Source organism: Streptomyces gilvus (genome assembly GCF_022513565.1).
In the GTDB taxonomy this organism is placed as follows: Bacteria; Actinomycetota; Actinomycetes; order Streptomycetales; family Streptomycetaceae; genus Streptomyces; species Streptomyces gilvus.
Genome location: NZ_JAKWBE010000011.1, coordinates 17,483 through 33,150 on the forward strand (window position 1 = coordinate 17,483; position 15,668 = coordinate 33,150).

The following is a 15,668-nucleotide window of genomic DNA, read 5'->3' on the forward strand; positions in this document are numbered from 1 at the left end:
GGCGTCTCGGACGAGCGACCACACTATCGGCTGGGCACAGAGGCGGCCCGCCGCCTGTGGATAACCCACCGGCGACGGGCCGTTCGGTTGCGTGGGAGTGGGGGCCGTCCGCTCAGACGGCCGCCTTCTTCAGGCGGCGTCGCTCGCGTTCGGACAGGCCGCCCCAGATGCCGAAGCGTTCGTCGTTGGCGAGGGCGTACTCGAGGCACTCGGAGCGGACCTCACAGGCGAGGCAGACCTTCTTGGCCTCCCGGGTCGAGCCGCCCTTCTCGGGGAAGAAGGACTCGGGGTCGGTCTGGGCGCACAGCGCGCGCTCCTGCCAGCCGAGTTCCTCGTCCGCGTCGTCGACCAGCAGTTGCTGCACCAGCTCGGTCATGTGCGCCCCTCGTCTGTCTTTCGCGTCCCCGTGATGTAGCCGTTACCGATTCCGGCTGAACGACACGAGTGAAATTACAAGTGTGCTGCTCCGGGCGAGTCAAGCCGAGATCTGCTATTGGGCCCCTTATTCACTCTGCGGAACCAAGGCCATGCGGAAAGTGTTCAAATCGGCATAAACCTTGACATGCAGACGAGGCCCCCGAGGGCCTCCGGCCCGTACAGAGCCTTGTACGGGGAAGGACGCCCGGATGTTCGATCTCGTTCCACGCGCATCCCGAAGCGAGCCGGATCACAGTCGGATCACGGGATCACAACGAGGTTTGCGCGCCCGGTTGTGCGCCATGTGTCCCCGAGGGCGCCAGCACAAACCTTTCACCTCGCAGATGAACCGGATGAGGTGAAACCGGTCCCACATACCGGGCGTCGAGTTGACAGTGGAGGTGTGAACCGATTGCCTTGTGGGCATGCTCGCGAACTTGGCACTCACCTCGACCGGCTCCGCCGGGTCCCACGGTGCTGCCCGCGCGCGCTGTAGCTGTTGTTGCTGTTCCAGCTGTTGAGCCACGTCTCGCTCCGGCTGTGACCGAGTCCTTCGCGACCCGGTCGGCGTTCTCCTCATCACCCCGTTCCCTCTGACCTTCTTTCACTGAGGAACCACAGCACCCCTTATGAACAGCGACAACGACCTCCAGATCGCCGGCGACATCCTCGAAGTGCCGCACCTGCTGCAGCCGCCGCGCGAGCACCCGGCCACCGTGGCCGAGTTCGTGGGCCTGGCCCGCGCCATCGCCGCCGACCGCTCCCAGTGGGAGCACCTCGTCGAGTACGACGCCACGACGCGCTGGTACCACCGGCTGCGCACCGGGCCCGGCTACGAGGTGTGGCTGCTGTCCTGGGTTCCGGGGCAGGGCAGCGGGCTGCACGACCACGGGCGCTCCTCCGGGGTGCTCACGGTCCTGGAGGGGGCGCTGACCGAGCGCACCGGACGCGGCACGCGCGCGTTGGCGGCCGGGGCCCAGCGGGTGTTCGCCCCGGGCTATGTGCACGAGGTCGTCAACGACGCCCTGGAGCCCGCGGTCAGTCTGCACGTCTACTACCCGGGCCTGACCGAGATGCCGATGCACACGAGTGCCGCCTGCGCGGCGCGTCCGGTGACTGCGTGACGCGTTGTCGTAGCCGCCTGCAAGACTTGGCCCCATGCGCATTGTGGTTCTGGCAGGCGGCATCGGTGGTGCCCGGTTCCTGCGCGGTCTGAAGCGGGCCGTGCCGGACGCGGACGTCACGGTCATCGGCAACACCGGGGACGACATCCACCTCTTCGGGCTGAAGGTCTGTCCGGACCTCGACACGGTGATGTACACGCTCGGCGGCGGCATCAACGAGCAGCAGGGCTGGGGGCGGGCCGACGAGACCTTCCACCTCAAGGAGGAGCTCGCGGCCTACGGTGTGGGCCCGGAGTGGTTCGGGCTCGGCGACCGGGACTTCGCCACGCACATCGTGCGGACCCAGATGCTGGGCGCCGGCTATCCGCTGAGCGCGGTGACGGAGGCGCTGTGCGACCGGTGGCGGCCGGGCGTACGGCTGATCCCCATGACCGACGACCGCGTCGAGACACATGTCGCCGTCGAGCTCGACGGCGAGCGCAGGGCCGTGCACTTCCAGGAGTACTGGGTGCGGCTGCGGGCCTCCGTGCCGGCCGAGGCGGTCGTACCGGTCGGGGCCGAGCAGGCGAAGCCGGCGCCGGGTGTGCTGGAAGCGATCGCGGAGGCCGACGTCATTCTCTTCCCGCCGTCGAACCCGGTGGTGTCGGTGGGCACGATCCTCGCGGTGCCGGGGATCCGGGAGGCGATCGCGGAGGCCGGGGTGCCGGTGGTGGGCCTGTCCCCCATCGTCGGGGACGCGCCCGTGCGCGGCATGGCCGACAAGGTGCTCGCGGCGGTGGGCGTGGAGTCGACGGCCGCGGCGGTCGCCGAGCACTACGGCTCGGGGCTGCTGGACTGCTGGCTCGTCGACACCGTGGACGCGGGCGCCGTGGAGCGCGTCGAGGCCGCCGGGATCCGGTGCCGGGCCGTGCCGCTGATGATGACCGACCTGGAGGCGACCGCGCGGATGGCCCACCAGGCGCTGGAGCTGGCGGAGGAGGTGCGGGCCTCATGAGCGGGACGCCTTGCGACGGCTACGGCGAAACGCCTGCCGACGGCTACACGGTCTGGGCCGTGCCCGGACTCCCCGAGGTGCAGCCCGGGGACGACGTCGCCAAGCTGATCGCCGCCGCCGAGCCGGAGCTGGCCGACGGGGACGTCCTGCTCGTCACCTCGAAGATCGTGTCCAAGGCGGAGGGGCGGATCGTCGCCGCCGCGGACCGGGAGGCGGCGATCGACGCCGAGACCGTGCGGGTCGTGGCCCGGCGCGGGGCGCTGCGGATCGTCGAGAACCGGCAGGGCCTTGTCATGGCGGCGGCCGGCGTCGACGCCTCCAACACCCCCGCGGGCACCGTCCTGTTGCTGCCCGAGGACCCGGACGCGTCCGCGCGCGCGATCCGCGACGGACTGCGCGCGGCCCTCGGCGTCGACGTGGGGGTCGTGGTGACCGACACCTTCGGCCGGCCCTGGCGCGCGGGGCTCACGGACGTCGCGATCGGCGCCGCCGGGGTGCGCGTCCTGGACGATCTGCGCGGGGACACGGACGCGTACGGCAATCCGCTGAGCGCGACCGTCGTGGCCACCGCGGACGAACTGGCCGCCGCCGGTGACCTGGTCAAGGGCAAGGCCGCCGGGCGGCCCGTCGCCGTGGTGCGGGGGCTGGCGCACGTGGTGGCCCGGGACCACGGGGAAGGGGCGCGGGCCATGGTGCGCGGGACGCGCGACGACATGTTCCGGCTGGGGACCTCCGAGGCGGTACGGGAGGCGGTGACCCAGCGCCGTACCGTACGGGCCTTCACGGACGAGCCCGTCGACCCCGGGGCGGTGCGACGGGCCGTGGCCCTGGCGGTCACCGCGCCCGCGCCGCATCACACCACGCCGTGGCGGTTCGTGCTGCTGGAGTCGCCGGAGTCGCGGACCCGGCTGCTGGACGCTATGCGGGACGCGTGGATCGCGGACCTGCGGCGCGACGGCAAGAGCGAGGAGTCGATCGCCAAGCGGGTGCGGCGCGGGGACGTGCTGCGCAACGCGCCCTACCTGGTGGTGCCGTGTCTGGTGACGGACGGGTCGCACCCGTACGGGGACCCGCGGCGCGACGGGGCCGAGCGGGAGATGTTCGTCGTCGCGATGGGCGCCGGCGTGCAGAACTTCCTGGTCGGGCTGGCCGGTGAGCGGCTGGGCTCGGCGTGGGTGTCGTCGACCATGTTCTGCCGGGACGTGGTGCGGGAGGTCCTGGGGCTGCCGGAGGACTGGGATCCGATGGGGGCGGTGGCCGTGGGACATCCGGCCGAGGAGCCGCGGGCGCGCGGGGAGCGGGGTGTGGAGGGGTTCGTCGAGGTGCGGTGATCTCGGGTCCGTACCCCCTAGTCTCTTAGGACGTCCCCGACAGTCTCTGGGGACGGCCGTCCCTCAGGACGTCCCCGACATCCAGGAACCCAGCCGTGGCAGGACGCTTCTCTCCTCGGCCCACTCGTACGACCGTGCGGGGCGGGCAGGTCGGTGTGTCCACGGGGATACCCCGGCAGGCCGCGGCGCCCGGGCGGGTGCGGACCGTCGTGCCCGCCGGGCCGCTGGAGCTGGGGCTGGTGCTGGGCGTGTTGCGGCGCGGGCCCGGGGATCCGACCTTCCGGGCCATGCCCGACGGGTCCGTGTGGCGGGCGAGTCTGACGCCCTGTGGGCCCGGGACGCTGCGGGTGTCCGTGAGCGGGGGCTCGGTCCGGGGCGAGGCCTGGGGGCCGGGGGCCGAGTGGCTGCTGGAGCAGTTGCCGGAGCTGCTGGGCGGCGCCGACGAGCCGGAGGCATTCGTGCCGCGGCACCGGGTGGTGGCGTCGGCGTGGCACCGGCGGCCCGGGCTGCGGCTGACACAGACCGGGCTGGTGCTGGAGTCGCTGATCCCGTCCGTGCTGGAGCAGAAGGTCACGACGGACGAGGCGTACCGGGCGTGGCGGCTGCTGGTGCGGAAGTTCGGGGAGCCGGCGCCCGGGCCCGCGGCCGGGGGCCGGTTGTGGGTAATGCCGGGGCCGCGGACCTGGGCGCTGATCCCGTCGTGGGAGTGGCATCGGGCCGGGGTCGACAACAAGCGGGCGTCGACGATCCTGCGGGCCGTCCGGGTGGCCGGGCGGCTGGAGGAGGCCGTGGCGATGTCGCCGGAGAAGGCGCAGGCCCGGCTGGAGGTCGTGCCGGGGATCGGGCCGTGGACGTCGGCGGAGGTCGTGCAGCGCAGCCATGGGGCGGCGGACGCGGTGACCGTCGGGGACCTGCATCTGCCGGGGATCGTGGGGTGGGCGCTGGCCGGGGACCGGGACGCGGACGACTCCGTGATGCTGAAGCTGCTGGAGCCGTACGCGGGGCAACGGCATCGGGCGGCCCGGTTGATCCTGCTGAGCGGGCGTACGCCGGCTCGGCGGGCGCCGAAGATGCCGCGGGGGGACATCGGGCGGTTGTGAGGCGCGGCGTCGGGGGCGCCGGGTTGTTCTCGCCCCCGCCGCCCCTACCCGTCCCGTCCCCAGGGGCTGCCGCCCCTTCGACCCCGCCCCCGGGGGGCTCCGCCCTCTGGACCCCGATCGGCCCTTCGGGCCTGGACTCCACCGGGCTCCTCCCCGGACCCCGCCGAGCTTCGCCCTGGACCCCGCCGGGCTCCGCCCCCAGACCCCGATCGACCCTTCGGGCCCGGACTCCACCGGGCTCCTCCCCGGACTTCGCCGAGCTTCGCCCTGGACCCCGCCGGGCTCCGCCCCTGTACTCCGCCGGGCTTCGCCTCAGACCCCGATCGGCCCTTCGGGCCCGGACCCCGCCGGGCTCCTCCCCGGACCCTGCCGAGCTTCGCCCCGGACCCCACCGGGCTCCGCCCCCTGGACCCCCACCGGGCCTCGCCCCAGACCCGATCGGCCCTTCGGGCCTCGACCCCGCCGGGCTCCTCCCCGGACCCCGCCGTGCCTCGCCCCGGACCCCACCGGCCCTTCGGGCCTCCTCCTCAGGCGCCGGACGGGCTGACTTCCTACTGGTCCGAGGAGAAGCGCACCGCCCCCGCCGGGATCCTCGCGTCGCACCACACCCGCATGCCGTCCCGCAGTTCGTTGTCGGCGCCGATGACCGCGCCGTCGCCGATGACCGTGCCGGTGAGGACCGAGCGTTCGCCGACGCGGGCGCGGGTGCCGATGAGGGAGTCGGTGATGACGGCGCCGGGTTCGATGACGGCGCCCGGCAGGATGGTCGAGCCGAAGACCCGGGCGCCCTCGGCGACGAACGCGCCCTCGCCGACCACCGTGCCGCCGGTCAGCTTGGCGTCCGGGGCGACCGTGGCCGTCGGCAGGACGAGACGGTCGCCGCAGCGGCCCGGCACGGCGGGTGACGGAGCCCGGCCCAGGACCAGGTCCGCCGAGCCGCGGACGAAGGCCGCCGGGGTGCCGAGGTCCAGCCAGTAGGTGGAGTCGACCATGCCCTGCAGATGGGCACCCGCCGACAGCAGTTCGGGGAACGTCTCGCGCTCCACGGAGACCGGGCGGCCCCGCGGGATCGTGTCGATGACCGAGCGGCGGAAGACGTACGCCCCCGCGTTGATCTGGTCGGTGACGATCTCCTCGGGGGTCTGCGGCTTCTCCAGGAACGCCAGGACCCGGCCCGTGTCGTCGGTGGGGACCAGACCGTAGGCGCGGGGGTCGGTCACCTTGGTGAGGTGCAGGGAGACGTCGGCGCCGGTCCTCGCGTGAGTGTCGACGAGCGCCCCGATGTTCAGGCCGGTGAGGATGTCGCCGTTGAAGACCAGGACCGGGTCGTCGGGGCCCGAGTGGAGGCGGGAGGCCACGTTGCGGATGGCGCCGCCCGTGCCGAGGGGCTCCTCCTCCGTCACGTACTCCAGGTGCAGCCCCAGCGACGAGCCGTCGCCGAAGTACGGTTCGAACACCTCGGCGAGATAGGAGGTGGCGAGGACGATGTGTTCGACGCCCGCCGCTCTCGCTCTCGCCAACTGGTGTGTGAGGAAGGGGACCCCGGCCGCCCGGACCATGGGCTTCGGTGTGTGCACCGTGAGCGGACGCAGCCGCGTGCCCTTGCCGCCGACCAGGAGGATCGCTTCTGTCACCTGTCGTCTCTGCTTCCTGCCGGGACCGGCCGAAATGTCCTTTGGCCGGCCAGTGTATGCAGATGCTCGCGCGACGCCTTCGACGGCCCGGTGGCGTGTGTCGGTTCCGCCCCATGTCCCCCGACGGCGGTGAACGCGGGTCCCCTCCCGGCGTCAACGGCCCTGGTAGCGGGCCGCGGTCGAACGGGCCGTGCCGAGCTTGCTGTAGAGCTTGCGGCCCGGGCACTGCGTGGCGAATCCGTCACGGTGGCCGGAGATCACGTTCAGTCGTACGCTCTTGCCTTTTCGGTAGAGATTGCCACCCCCGGAGGTGAGATATGTCTTTCCCCGCGGATCGGCCCCGTAGAGACCGAGTTTCCAGGCCGTCAGCCGGGCGATGGCGTCGAGGACGGCCTTCGGCGGCTTCGCCGAGCCGAAACCGCCGAGGACGGCGATCCCCATGCTGTTGGTGTTGAAACCGCGGGTGTGGGCGCCCAGCACGGGTTTCGCCACGCCGCCGGCCCTGCCCTCGTAGAGGGTTCCGCACTTGTCGACGAGGAAGTTGTAGCCGATGTCGCGCCAGCGCATGCTCCGGACGTGGTAGCGGTGGATACCGCGGATGACGGAGGCCGCCTGCGAGCACTTGTATCCGTTGCCCGACGCGGTGTGGTGCACGAAGGCCGCCTTGACCTTCTTCGTGTAGACGAACCCCCGCTCGCGCAGCTTCTCGTCGGCGCCCCAGCCGCGCCGGGTGATGATGCGCGGGCGCGGGCCGATATGGGGGTTGGCGCGTTGACGGGGCGTCAACTCGACGCCGGGGAGCGTCCGCAGTTCGTCCTCGGTGGCCGCCTTGGTCAGGGCCGGGATCTCGGTCGCGCCGGGGCGCGCGGCGCGGGCCGGGGGCGGGGCGCCGGGGTCGACGAGTTCGAGGCGCAGCCCCGAGGGCAGCGGGCCCGCGGCCGTGCCGGCCCGGGCGCCGTGGGCCGTCCCGCCGGTCCGGTGCCCGCTCTCGGCGCGGACGCGGACCTCCACACCGTCGGAGTCGCCGACCCACAGCGGCGGGGTGGCGCCGCGGACGCGGTGCGACGCGCGCTCGGCGGCGCCCGGGTCGGCCGCGTCGTCGTTGTGGGTCTCCAGGTTCCGCCAGCCGCTCCAGGCGCCGTCGCGGGTGGAGCGGGTGCGGACCTGGACGCGGCCGTGGAGCGGGGTGCCGGGGTCGTCCCAGACCACTCCGAGGAGTGAGAAGTGCCGTACGTGCTCGCGGGTCAGGCCCTGTTCGGCGACCGCCGGGCCCAGGGCGCGGTCGCGGGCGACGGGGGCGAGGGCGAGTGACTGGGTGCTGCCGGGGACGGCGGCGTCGGGGGTGCCCGGCAGGGCCGCCGGCCGCGCGGATCTCGCGCCGGGCGGCGACGCCGGGCTCGTCGGGGCGGCGGTAGCGGGCGCGGCGAGCGGGAGGACGAGTGCGGCCGCGCAGCTGACGCCGATCGAGGAGGCGATCGTAGAGGCAAGGAATCCACGCATGCCCCTGATCTTGAACACAGTCAGACATACATGTCCATTGCGGAACTGACGGTTCGTCGGCTCCCGTTCGCCCGAACCGGTGGCGCCTCGCCCGGGTGCGCGGGCGGGTGCGCGCGTACTCTTGCGCGGGTGAACGCCAGTGATCGCACCCCTGCCGACCTGCTGTCCTCCGCGCTCGCCGCGGATCCCGCACGCCCCTTGGTGACCTTCTACGACGACGCCACGGGCGAGCGGGTCGAACTGTCCGTGGCCACCTTCGCCAATTGGGTGGCCAAGACCGCGAACCTCCTCCAGGGCGATCTCGGCGCCGGGCCCGGCGACCGGGTGGCGCTGCTGTTGCCGGCGCACTGGCAGACCGCCGTGTGGCTGCTGGCGTGCGCGTCGGTCGGGGTGGTGGCGGACGTGGACGGGAACGCGGCGGCGGCCGACGTGGTGGTGAGCGGGCCGGACTCCCTGGAGGCGGCCCGGGCCTGCAAGGGGGAGCGGGTCGCGCTCGCCCTGCGGCCGCTGGGCGGGCGGTTCCCGCAGGTGCCGGACGGCTTCGTCGACTACGCCGTCGAGGCGCCGGGCCAGGGCGACCGGTTCGTGGCGTTCGCACCGGTGGATCCCGAGGAGCCCGCGCTGATCGTGGCCGGGCGGGAGTTCAGCGGGGCGGAGGTCGTGGAGCGGGCGCGGGAGGAGGCGACGGGGCTGGGGCTGACCGGGCCGGGGTCGCGGATCCTGTCCGGGCTGCCCTACGACACCTGGGAGGGCCTGAACGCCGGGCTGTACGGGCCGCTCGCCGTCGGCGGGTCGGTGGTGCTGTGCCGGCACCTCCAGGAACTGGACCCCGAGGGACTGGCCCGGCGGATCGAGAGCGAGCGGGTCTCCGTCACCCGAACGGGGCACTAACACCCGCCCCCGTCTCCCCCCGCGGGTCATGGTCGTAGGAGCCACACGTCCGTACGCCATGAGGGGTGGGCCCGCGCGTGAACGACAGCGTCAGCTCCCCTGGTCCCGGTGCCGGGTCGTCGGCCACCGGCAAGGGGCTGCTGCGACGGCGCCGGCGCAGGTGGGTGCGGGGCGGCGGGCTCGGTGTCGCGGTGGTCGTTCTCGCCGCGGTCGGGGTCGGGTGGGGCGTCTATCTGAAGCTGGACGGGAACATCACGGCCGACGAGGCGGCCGCCGCCGAGCTCGCCCGGTTCGAGAAGGAGCGGCCCACGTCGCTCGTCAAGGACGCGCAGAACATCCTGGTGATCGGTTCGGACTCACGCTCCGGGAAGGGCAACGCCCGCTACGGGCGCGACTCGGGAACCGAGCGGTCGGACACGACGATCCTGCTGCACCTGTCGGCGGGGCGCCGCACGGTCACCGCGGTGTCGCTGCCCCGGGATCTGATGGTGGACGTCCCGGCCTGTCTGCGGCCCGACGGGACGCGCTCCGAGCCGGCGTTCACCATGTTCAACTCCGCGTTCGAGACGGGGGGTTCGGCCTGCACGATCCGGACCGTGGAGCGGCTGACGGACGTGCGGATCGACCATCACGTCGTCGTCGACTTCCACGGGTTCAAGGAGATGGTCGACGCCGTCGACGGGGTGCGGGTGTGTCTGAAGGAGCCCATCGACGACCCGGACGCCGGACTGAGGCTGCCCGCGGGGCGGGTGACGCTCGACGGGGAGCAGGCCCTGGGCTATGTGCGGGCGCGCAAGTCGCTGGGCGACGGGAGCGACACGGACCGGATGGACCGTCAGCAGCGGTTCCTGGGCGCGCTCGTCAACAAGGTGCGCAGCAACGACGTACTGCTGAATCCGGTGAAGCTCTACCCCGTGCTGGACGCGGCCACCTCGTCGCTGACCACCGACCCGGGTCTGGCGAGTCTGCGGGGCCTGTACGACCTCGTGCGGGGGTTGCGTGACATCCCCACGAAAAGGGTGCAGTTCCTCACGGTTCCGCGGGAGTCGTATGCGTACGACGCCAACCGGGACCAGTTGGTGGAGCCTCAGGCGCGGAAGCTGTTCGACCGGCTGCGCGCGGACCAGCCGGTGACGGTGACCCGGGCGACCTCGGGGAATTCCGGCGCAAAGGGCGGCAATTCGGATTCGACCGAAGGCCGCTACGGCTACGGCGCGTACGGAATCGGCGACGGAAAGTCCGGGGCAATGGGGGCGGAAGAACCGTCGAACGGGGTTTCTCCAGCCCCTACGTTCCGGGGGAACACGGCGGCAGAAGACACCTGTAGGTAAAGGGATTGTCAAATCGTCGCACTTATGTCCGAGAAAAAGGACGAATTGGCCTCCGTCGGGGCGTGGAATTTCTCACCGCCGTCATTGGGTGCCGAGCAGGGCGGATAGTGTGAGCGATCCGGTGCCCTCGGCCGTATGGGCTTGTGCACTGTGAGACCGAGACCCGAGCGCCTTGAGGGGGGAAAGGCGCCGCGCCCCGACGGAGGAATCGGACAACCGTGGACGCGACAGGCCGTGGGCGGGCGGACGACATCGACCCCGCAGACCAGTGGGTGCTCAATCCGACCACCGGCGAATACGAACTGCGACTGAGCCCTTCCGCACCGCAGTCGGCGGTACCCGGTCCGCGCAGATCCGCCCCGCGGGACGCGGGGGCCACCGTGCGCAGCCCCACGGTCGCGCCCGACCGGCTGCCCGGCCCTCAGGTCCCGGGTCCGCGGCGGCGCCGTGGCGCGCCCGAGGAGCCGCTGCCCGGGCGGCGCGGACGCCGGCCGGTGAAGAAGAAGGGCAAGGGCAAGAAGATCCTGCTGTGGACCGGCGGGACGATGGCCTTCGTGCTGGTCGGCACGGCCGGCGCCGCCTACCTCTACATCGAGCACCTGAACAACAACATCACGTCCGTCTCCGACGACGGCGCGAGCACCGGTGGCTTCAGCAAGGGCAAGGCGATCAACATCCTGCTGATCGGCACCGACAAGCGGACCGGAAAGGGCAACACCAAGTACGGCGACGCGGGCAGCGTCGGCCACGCGGACACGACGATCCTGCTGCACGTCTCCAAGGACCGCTCGAACGCGACCGCGCTCAGCATCCCCCGTGACCTGATCACCGACGTCCCGGACTGCCCGACCACCCTGGCCGACGGCACCCGGAAGGTCATCACCGGTACCAGCGGCGTCCGGTTCAACACCAGCCTCGGCCAGGACGACCGCACGCCGAGCTGCGTCGCGCGCACCGTCACGGAACTGACGGGCATCACGCCCGACAACTTCATGGTCGCCGACTTCAACGCGGTCAAGACGCTCACCACGGCGGTCGGCGGCGTCGACGTGTGCCTGGGCAAGGACATCGACGACCCCAAGTCGCACCTGAACCTGAAGAAGGGCATGCGGCACATCGAGGGCGAGACCGCGCTCGCGTTCGTACGCACCCGGCACGCGGTCGGCTTCGGCGGCGACCTGAGCCGGATCACGCTGCAGCAGCAGTTCCTCAGCGCTCTGATGCGCAAGCTGAAGTCGAACGACACGCTCACCAACCCGGCGAAGATGATCAAGGTCGCCGAGGCGGGCACCAAGGCGTTGACCGTCGACGACAACCTCAAGAGCATCGGCAAGCTCAAGGACCTCGGTCTGGAACTCGGCAAGCTCAACCCGAAGAACCTGACCTTCACCACCGTGCCGGTCGTCGACAACCCGGCCGAGAAGGTGAAGGCGACCGTCGTCCTCAACCAGGCGCCGGCCCAGCAGGTCTTCCAGATGATCAAGAACGACGTGTCGTTCACCGCGGTCAAGGCGCAGCAGAAACAGGAGGCCGCCGCGGTCGCCGCCCGCCTGAAGGGCACCAAGTCGGCCGCCTCCGCGGTCCGGGTGCGGATCCTCAACGGCGGCGCGGACGCCGGCAGCGCCCAGGCGGAGCTGAACTACCTGCAGAACGAGGCCGGTGTGCTGAAGTCGTCGAACGACGGCAACGCGGACGCCGTGCTGGCGAAGACGACGCTGGAGTACGGTCCGGACCAGGCCGACCAGGCACGCCGCCTGGCCGACATCATGGGCCTGTCGGGGGCGGCGATGAAGCCGGGCAAGAGCGTGCTCAACGACCAGGGACTGCCCACGATCACACTGACCCTGGGCAAGGACTTCAAGGGGGCAGGGGTGAAGCTGAACGCCTCCTCGGGGACGGCTCCGGCGGGGGTCCAGAAGTCCACGGCCGACAAGGTCGAGTGCGCCAAGTGACCTGAGGGGCCTGGCGTGCGTCTAACAGGGCGCACGACAGGCCCGTTTCATGGCGCAAGGGTGGGGAGGACGGGGAATGACGCAGAGCAGTGTGCGCGCGGAGGGGACGCGAGGGGGCGTCCGGCGCGGTTCGCAGGAGCACGCGGTCGCGCGGGAGGACGGCTCCGGCAGATCGGGGGACGGGCCAGGGGCGGGGCACCGGCGGCGGGAGCCGCGGCGGCGCGGGCGCCGGGTGCTGAGATGGTCGGCGACCACGCTGGCGGTGCTGATACTCGGGACGGCCGGCGCCGGATACCTGTACTACGAGCACCTCAACGGCAACATCCACAAGGGCGAGCGCAGCAGCGGTGACGCCAAGGCGCAGAAGACCAGGGCCAACGCGGCCGGTCAGACGCCGCTGAACATCCTGCTGATCGGCTCCGACAGCCGTAACTCCGACGAGAACGTGAAACTCGGCGGCGCCAAGTACGACCGGGGCAGCCCGCCCCTCGGCGACGTGCAGATGCTGATCCACCTGTCCGCGGACCGCAAGAGCGCCGCGATGGTGAGCATCCCGCGCGACACCCGGGTCGACATCCCCAAGTGCACCGACCCCAAGACCGGCAAGGTCTACCCGGCGACCAACACCATCATCAACGAGTCGCTGGCCCGCGGCGGCGCCGGCTGCACGCTGGCCACCTGGGAGGACCTCACCGGGGTCTACATCGACCACTGGATCACGATCGACTTCTCGGGCGTGGTGCAGATGGCGGACGCCATCGGCGGCGTCGACGTCTGTGTGCGGCAGAACGTGTGGGACCGGCCGACGGCCGCCGTGCCCGGCGGCTCCGGGCTGAAGCTGACGGCCGGCACGCACAAGGTCAAGGGCGAGAAGGCGCTGCAGTGGCTGCGCACCCGGCACGCCTGGGGCAGCGACCCGCTGCGGGCCAAGGCCCAGCACATGTACCTGAACTCGATGATCCGCACGCTCAAGGGCCAGAACGTCTTCACCGACACCGGGCGCCTGATGGACCTGGCCGAGGCGGCCACGAAGTCCCTGACGGTCTCCGAGGAGATCGGCACCCCCAAGAAGCTCTACGACCTGGGTATGCAGCTGAAGTCGGTGCCGACGGACCGCATCACCAGCCTGACGATGCCGAACGTCCAGGACCCGCAGAACAAGGAACACCTCGTGCCCGACGGAGCCAACGCCGACAAGATGTGGCAGATGCTCCGCGACGACGTGCCCTTCGACAAGCACGGCAAGGCCTCGGCCGCGAAGAAGACCACCGCCGAGGCCACCAAGGCCCCATCGGCGCCGGACGACCAGATCGGCGTCACCGTCCAGAACGCCACCGCGACCAGCACGCTCGGCCCGGTGCCCGGACGCGCCGGCACGATCGCTCAGGCGCTGGCGCAGAAAGGCTTCACCAGGGCGTCGAAGGACGTGACGGGCGGCCTGACCGCGCAGCAGACCGTGGTGCGCTACCCGAGCGCGGAGCTCCAGGGAGACGCCCAGCGGATCGCCAAGTCCCTCGGGATTCCGCTGAGTTCGGTGAAGCAGTCGACCGACGTCTCCGGGGTCACGCTCGTCGTGGGCGCCGACTGGCGCGACGGTACGACGTATCCGAAGGCCTCCGCCCCCAAGGCGGGCGACCTGCCGGCGGGCTCGGACGCCATCAACGGCTCGGACAAGGGCCAGTGCATGGACGTCTACGCGCCCTATCGCTGGTAGCAGGGCAACCCAACGGGCCCGTCACAGGTCTCCTGACCGTACGGCGGGCCCGCCATGGGCGCCCAGACGCGTGGGGAGTACGGGAAATTGGGGCAGAACAGCGTGCGGCGACGCGTGCTCACGTGGTCCGCGGCCACCCTCGCCGTCCTGCTGCTGGGCACGGCCTGCGCCGGCTGGCTCTACTACCGGCACCTCAACGCCAACATCCAGCGGGCCGACCTCAACCTCGGTGACGACAAGGCGCCCGCGCCGACCCCGAACACCGCCGGCCAGACCCCGCTGAACCTGCTGCTCATCGGCTCCGACGCCCGTGACACCAAGGAGAACCAGAAGCTCGGCGGGGCGCGCGAGACCTTCGGCGGCACCCCGCTGGCCGATGTCCAGATGCTGGTGCACCTGTCCGCCGACCGGACCAACCTGTCGGTCGTCAGCATGCCCCGCGACACCCTCCTACGGATTCCGAAGTGCACCGATCCCGGCAGCGGGAAGGTCTATCCGGCGCGCGAGGGGCGGGTGATGACCAACCAGAGCCTCGGGCACGGGGGTCCGGGGTGCACGGTCGCCACCTGGGAGAAGCTGACCGGCATCCACATCGACCACTTCATGATGGTCGACTTCTCCGGCGTGGTCTCCATGGCCGACGCGATCGGCGGGGTGCCGGTGTGCGTCGACGCCAACATCTACTCGCACACAGCCTCCGGCCACGGCTCCGGCCTGAAGCTGAAGAAGGGCACCACCTCCGTCAAGGGCAAACAGGCCCTGCAGTGGCTGCGCACCCGGTACGGCTTCGAGGACGGCAGCGACCTCGCCCGGGCCAAGGCCCAGCACATGTACCTCAACTCGATGGTCCGCGAGCTGCGCGCCAAGGCCACCCTGGGCAACCCGGGCAAGCTGCGCACGCTCGCCGAGCGGGCCACCGAGTCGCTCACCGTCGACCCGGGCCTGGACACCGTGAAGAAGCTCTACGACCTCGCCGACGAGCTGCGGCGGGTCGAGCCCGAGCGCATCACCATGACCACCATGCCCAACCGGTACGTCGGCGCCCGCGTGGAGCCCACCGAGGAGGCCCGGCAGCTGTTCCGGCTGGTGCGCGAGGACATCGCGCTGGACGGCAGGGACGGGAAGAAGAAGCAGCAGCCGGCCGGGGAGACCGTGCCCGCCTCGTCGGCCGACGGCGAGATCGGCGTCCAGGTGCGCAACGGCACCGGTACCGGCACGCTCGCCGCGGCCCCGGGACGGGCGGAAGCGGTGGCCGCGCTGCTGGTGGGCCGGGGCTTCACCCAGGCGGTGGCCGACCCGAGCGCGGCGACGGCCGCCCCGACGACCGTCGTGCGTTATCCGAGCGCCGATCTGGAGGGCGACGCCCAGCGCGTCGCGAAGGCGCTGGGGATCCCGGCGAGTTCCGTGCAGCGGTCGACGGACGTCTCTGGCGTCACCCTCGTCGTGGGCGCCGACTGGCCCCAGGACACGGCCTACCGGGCCCCGCGGGCGGACGACCGGACACCGAAGTCCGCCGAGGCCCTCAACGGGGCCGACGACGCGGCCTGTATGCGGGTCAGTCCCGCCTTCACATGGTGACCACAGCTGGGTCCTAACTGCCTGCTGAATGATGAGGCGCGCTCACGTCCTGGAGCCCGGGGCGCACAGGGTGAAAGGACAGGGAGTTGACGCGAAGCGGTG

Annotated in this window: 12 protein-coding genes; 9 read left to right on the plus strand and 3 right to left on the minus strand. The window is 71.7% G+C overall.

All coding sequences use genetic code 11. The features are described 5' to 3' along the window. Nucleotides 1-112 precede the first annotated feature (112 nt). Nucleotides 113-376: a WhiB family transcriptional regulator gene (locus MKW14_RS18450; RefSeq protein ID WP_003975777.1), complete on the minus strand. Its 264-nt coding sequence runs from the start codon at nucleotides 374-376 to the stop codon at nucleotides 113-115. Nucleotides 377-1,046: 670 nt separating this feature from the next. Between MKW14_RS18450 and MKW14_RS18455 the strand changes: the two genes are divergently transcribed. The 4 genes from MKW14_RS18455 to MKW14_RS18470 all read left to right on the plus strand — a co-directional run bounded on the left by MKW14_RS18455 (nucleotide 1,047) and on the right by MKW14_RS18470 (nucleotide 4,966). Next, nucleotides 1,047-1,541 carry a cysteine dioxygenase gene (locus tag MKW14_RS18455; RefSeq protein ID WP_240863626.1) on the plus strand — a complete coding sequence of 165 codons (495 nt, stop codon included), beginning with the start codon at nucleotides 1,047-1,049 and terminating at the stop codon, nucleotides 1,539-1,541. A 34-nt stretch (nucleotides 1,542-1,575) separates the two neighbouring features. Next, nucleotides 1,576-2,535: a 2-phospho-L-lactate transferase gene (cofD, locus tag MKW14_RS18460; RefSeq protein WP_240863627.1), complete on the plus strand. Its 960-nt coding sequence runs from the start codon at nucleotides 1,576-1,578 to the stop codon at nucleotides 2,533-2,535. Next, nucleotides 2,532-3,866 (plus strand): coenzyme F420-0:L-glutamate ligase, encoded by a 1,335-nt coding sequence (locus MKW14_RS18465; protein ID WP_240863628.1) that lies wholly within the window; start codon nucleotides 2,532-2,534, stop codon nucleotides 3,864-3,866. Before cofD ends, MKW14_RS18465 begins: the two co-directional genes overlap by 4 nt. A 95-nt stretch (nucleotides 3,867-3,961) precedes the next feature. Beyond that, nucleotides 3,962-4,966, plus strand: coding sequence for a DNA-3-methyladenine glycosylase family protein (locus MKW14_RS18470; RefSeq protein ID WP_240863629.1), 1,005 nt, complete (start codon nucleotides 3,962-3,964; stop codon nucleotides 4,964-4,966). Nucleotides 4,967-5,517: 551 nt separating this feature from the next. On the opposite strand, the gene manB is transcribed toward MKW14_RS18470, so the two are convergent. Together manB and MKW14_RS18480 are read right to left on the minus strand one after the other, a co-directional pair. Beyond that, nucleotides 5,518-6,600 (minus strand): mannose-1-phosphate guanylyltransferase, encoded by a 1,083-nt coding sequence (gene manB, locus MKW14_RS18475; RefSeq protein WP_240863630.1) that lies wholly within the window; start codon nucleotides 6,598-6,600, stop codon nucleotides 5,518-5,520. 153 nt (nucleotides 6,601-6,753) lie between these two features. Beyond that, the gene (locus tag MKW14_RS18480) at nucleotides 6,754-8,100 is read right to left on the minus strand and encodes a peptidoglycan recognition protein family protein (RefSeq protein WP_240863631.1); all 1,347 of its coding nucleotides are present in this window, start codon (nucleotides 8,098-8,100) and stop codon (nucleotides 6,754-6,756) included. Between the two features lie 129 nt (nucleotides 8,101-8,229). Here MKW14_RS18480 and MKW14_RS18485 point away from each other — a divergent pair, with 129 nt between their 5' ends. The 5 genes from MKW14_RS18485 (at nucleotide 8,230) to MKW14_RS18505 (ending at nucleotide 15,566) form a co-directional block, all read left to right on the plus strand. Beyond that, nucleotides 8,230-8,991 (plus strand): TIGR03089 family protein, encoded by a 762-nt coding sequence (locus MKW14_RS18485; protein WP_240863632.1) that lies wholly within the window; start codon nucleotides 8,230-8,232, stop codon nucleotides 8,989-8,991. A gap of 77 nt (nucleotides 8,992-9,068) precedes the next feature. Further along, nucleotides 9,069-10,322: an LCP family protein gene (locus tag MKW14_RS18490; RefSeq protein WP_240863633.1), complete on the plus strand. Its 1,254-nt coding sequence runs from the start codon at nucleotides 9,069-9,071 to the stop codon at nucleotides 10,320-10,322. Nucleotides 10,323-10,540: 218 nt separating this feature from the next. Beyond that, entirely contained in the window at nucleotides 10,541-12,274 is a 1,734-nt protein-coding gene (locus MKW14_RS18495) for an LCP family protein (protein ID WP_240863634.1), read from the plus strand. 76 nt (nucleotides 12,275-12,350) lie between these two features. After that, on the plus strand, nucleotides 12,351-13,988 hold the full coding sequence (locus MKW14_RS18500) for an LCP family protein (protein WP_240863635.1): 1,638 nt from the start codon (nucleotides 12,351-12,353) through the stop codon (nucleotides 13,986-13,988). Between the two features lie 54 nt (nucleotides 13,989-14,042). Continuing rightward, complete coding sequence (locus tag MKW14_RS18505) at nucleotides 14,043-15,566, plus strand: LCP family protein (protein WP_240863636.1); 1,524 nt, start codon at nucleotides 14,043-14,045, stop codon at nucleotides 15,564-15,566. The last annotated feature ends 102 nt before the right edge of the window (nucleotides 15,567-15,668 follow it).